This window comes from Stenotrophomonas sp. 2YAF22 (assembly GCF_052114665.1).
GTDB lineage: Bacteria > Pseudomonadota > Gammaproteobacteria > Xanthomonadales > Xanthomonadaceae > Stenotrophomonas > Stenotrophomonas indicatrix.
This window is the reverse complement of sequence record NZ_JBFRFE010000628.1, coordinates 1-2,511: the sequence shown is the minus strand read 5'-3', so window position 1 is coordinate 2,511 and position 2,511 is coordinate 1. Positions and strand designations below refer to the sequence as shown.

At 63.5% G+C, this 2,511-nt stretch carries 2 protein-coding genes and 1 pseudogene; 1 reads left to right on the top strand and 2 read right to left on the bottom strand.

What is annotated here, in order from left to right; translation table 11 throughout:
- The coding region (hemC, locus tag AB4Y84_RS19140; protein WP_442250677.1) for a hydroxymethylbilane synthase at positions 1-609 on the bottom strand (609 nt) is incomplete at its 3' end.
- 179 nt (positions 610-788) lie between these two features.
- Between hemC and AB4Y84_RS19135 the strand changes: the two genes are divergently transcribed.
- Positions 789-2,140, top strand: a protein-coding gene (locus AB4Y84_RS19135) for an IS3 family transposase (RefSeq protein ID WP_442244624.1) whose coding sequence is annotated in 2 segments (ribosomal slippage) — positions 789-1,245 and positions 1,245-2,140 — 1,353 coding nt in all. Because the reading frame shifts where the segments join, the coding sequence is not laid out codon by codon here.
- Positions 2,141-2,304: 164 nt separating this feature from the next.
- Here AB4Y84_RS19135 and AB4Y84_RS19130 read toward each other — a convergent pair.
- A pseudogene (locus AB4Y84_RS19130) lies at positions 2,305-2,511 on the bottom strand (DNA repair protein RecO); the annotation flags it as partial.

The following is a 2,511-nucleotide window of genomic DNA, read 5'->3' as shown; positions in this document are numbered from 1 at the left end:
GCATTCCACCGCCACTGCACCCTGTGCTGGTGCCGGCAACCACTGCGGCGGCTGCAGGCGGGCGACGATGCGATTGCCCAGGCCCAGCCGTTCCAGCCCGGCCACGGCCAGCACGATGGCGTCGTAGCCGCCGTTGTCGAGCTTGGCCAGACGGGTGTTGACGTTGCCGCGCAGGTCCAGCAGTTCCAGGTCCGGGCGCAGTGCACGCAGCTGGGCCTGGCGGCGCAATGACGAGGTACCGACGCGCGCACCGATCGGCAGTGCATCCAGCGAGGCATAAAGGTTGGAGACGAAACCATCGGCCGGATCGTGGCGGGTCAGCATTGCCGGCAGCGCGAACGGCGCATCCAGTTCCATCGGCACATCCTTCAACGAGTGCACCGCGCAGTCGGCCTCGCCACGCAGCATGGCCAGTTCCAGTTCCTTGAGGAACAGGCCCTTGCCACCGATGGCCGCCAGCGAGCGGTCAAGCACTTCATCGCCGCGGGTGCTCATCGGCACCAGTTCCACGTGCAGATCGGGATGTGCCTGGCGCAGGCGGTCGGCGACGTGTTCGCTCTGCCAGAGGGCGAGCGGGCTCTTGCGGGTGGCGATGCGGACGGTTTCCATCCTTTCATTATCGCGCCTATCGGCGGGATACGGCCAACGGCGGAGCCCCTCGTGGCTGGTGTGGTCGTGCAAGCAACAGCTGCGCTTGGCCGGGCGGGGTGGGTGCGCGGGGGACGCCGTAAACCCATCCCTGAAGTGACCCCCAGGAGTTGGACACCTGATCCGACCCCGAGGGTTACATGAATAGATATGAGGTTTGTTTCAAATTGCAGGTCGCCAAAGAGGCCTGCAAGACCTCCACATCGGTCAAGGCGGTTGCCCGCCGCCATGGCCTGGAGTTCTCCACGGTCAGGCGGTGGGCTGCGACCTACCGGCTGCATGGTCGGCAAGGGTTTGACCGCAAACCCCGATCCTATGATCTCCAGTTCAAGCTGGAGGTGCTTGAAAAGATGGGCCAGGAGGGCATGTCCGCGCGCGAGGCCACCACGCACTTCCAGATCGGAGATGCCGGCGCGGTGGGGCGATGGCAACGGTTGTATGCTCGCGCTGGCGCTCAAGCGCTGGCACCACCTCCACCACCGCCACCAAGACCGATGAAAAAGACCCGCTCGTCCAAGCCCGCCGAGGACATGAGCCGCGATGAGCTCCTCAAGGAAGTGGCCTATCTGCGTGCGGAGACCGCCTACCTAAAAAAGCTCGATGCCTTGATCCAGGAAGAGCAGGCGGCGCAGCGCGCAAAGCGCAAGCCGTCCAAGGATTGAGGCAGGCCCATGCGTTGCCGCTTTTGCTCGAGGCGGCCGAACTGTCACGCAGCACGTTCTATTACCAGGTGAACGCCTTGGCCCATCCAGATGAGGGCGAGGAGGAACTGCTTGAGCGTATCCGCGCGATTTACGATGAGAACCAAGGGCGCTACGGCTACCGTCGCATAACGCTGGAACTGGCCAATCAGGGCGAGGCCATCAACCACAAGCGGGTGCAGCGGCTGATGGCCGAGCTGGGCCTGCAATCGCGGGTACGCATCAAGCGCTACCGCGCCTTCAAGGGAGCGGCCAATGTCGTGGTCTCCAACGATCTGGGCCGCCAGTTTGAGGCCCAGACGCCCAACCAGAAGTGGGTGACCGACGTAACCGAGTTCAAGGTGCAGGGCATGAAGCTCTATCTTTCGCCGATCATGGATCTCTACAACGGCGAAATCGTGGCGTACCAGATGAAGCGTCGACCGGTGTTCGACCTGGTGGGGGACATGCTGGACCAAGCGATCAAGAAGCTTTCGCCCGAAGATCGACCGATGATCCACTCTGACCAAGGCTGGCATTACCAGCACGAAAACTACCGCCACAAGCTCGCGAAGCACTCGCTGAAACAGAGCATGTCCCGGCGTGGCAACTGCTTGGACAACGCGGCCATGGAGAGCTTCTTCGGGACACTGAAGTCGGAATTCTTCTACCTGAACAGCTTTGACAGCATCGAAAGTCTGGAAGCGGGACTGACGGAGTACATCCGGTACTACAACGAAGACCGTATCCGACTGAAACTAAAGGGCCTGAGCCCGGTAAAGTACCGGGAACAGGTCGCGCTGGCTGCCTGATCCCCCAACTGTCCAACTTTAGGGGGTCACTTCAGGGATGGGTTTACGGCGTCCCCCGCAACCGGACCCACCCCGCCTCCCCACGGAATGCACGCTGTTGCTGTTGCTCTGGCTCGTGCCTTGGACTGGGCAGGTGCAGGGCTGCAAGCCCTGCCGAACACCCCTCAACGCCGGGATGTCAGCTGCTCGAGCATCTCCCACGATTTCAACCCGCGCGCGCCCAGGTGATGGGCCAGCACCCGCCGCATCGGCAGGCGCAGGCTGGCCAGATCGGCTGCGTCGGGTTCGTCGTCGRCTGCCAGCGCCAACAGCGCCGAGCCCGTAGCCGCCGCGCGACGCTCGCCGCCACGCTCGCTGAGCAGGCGCTGCGG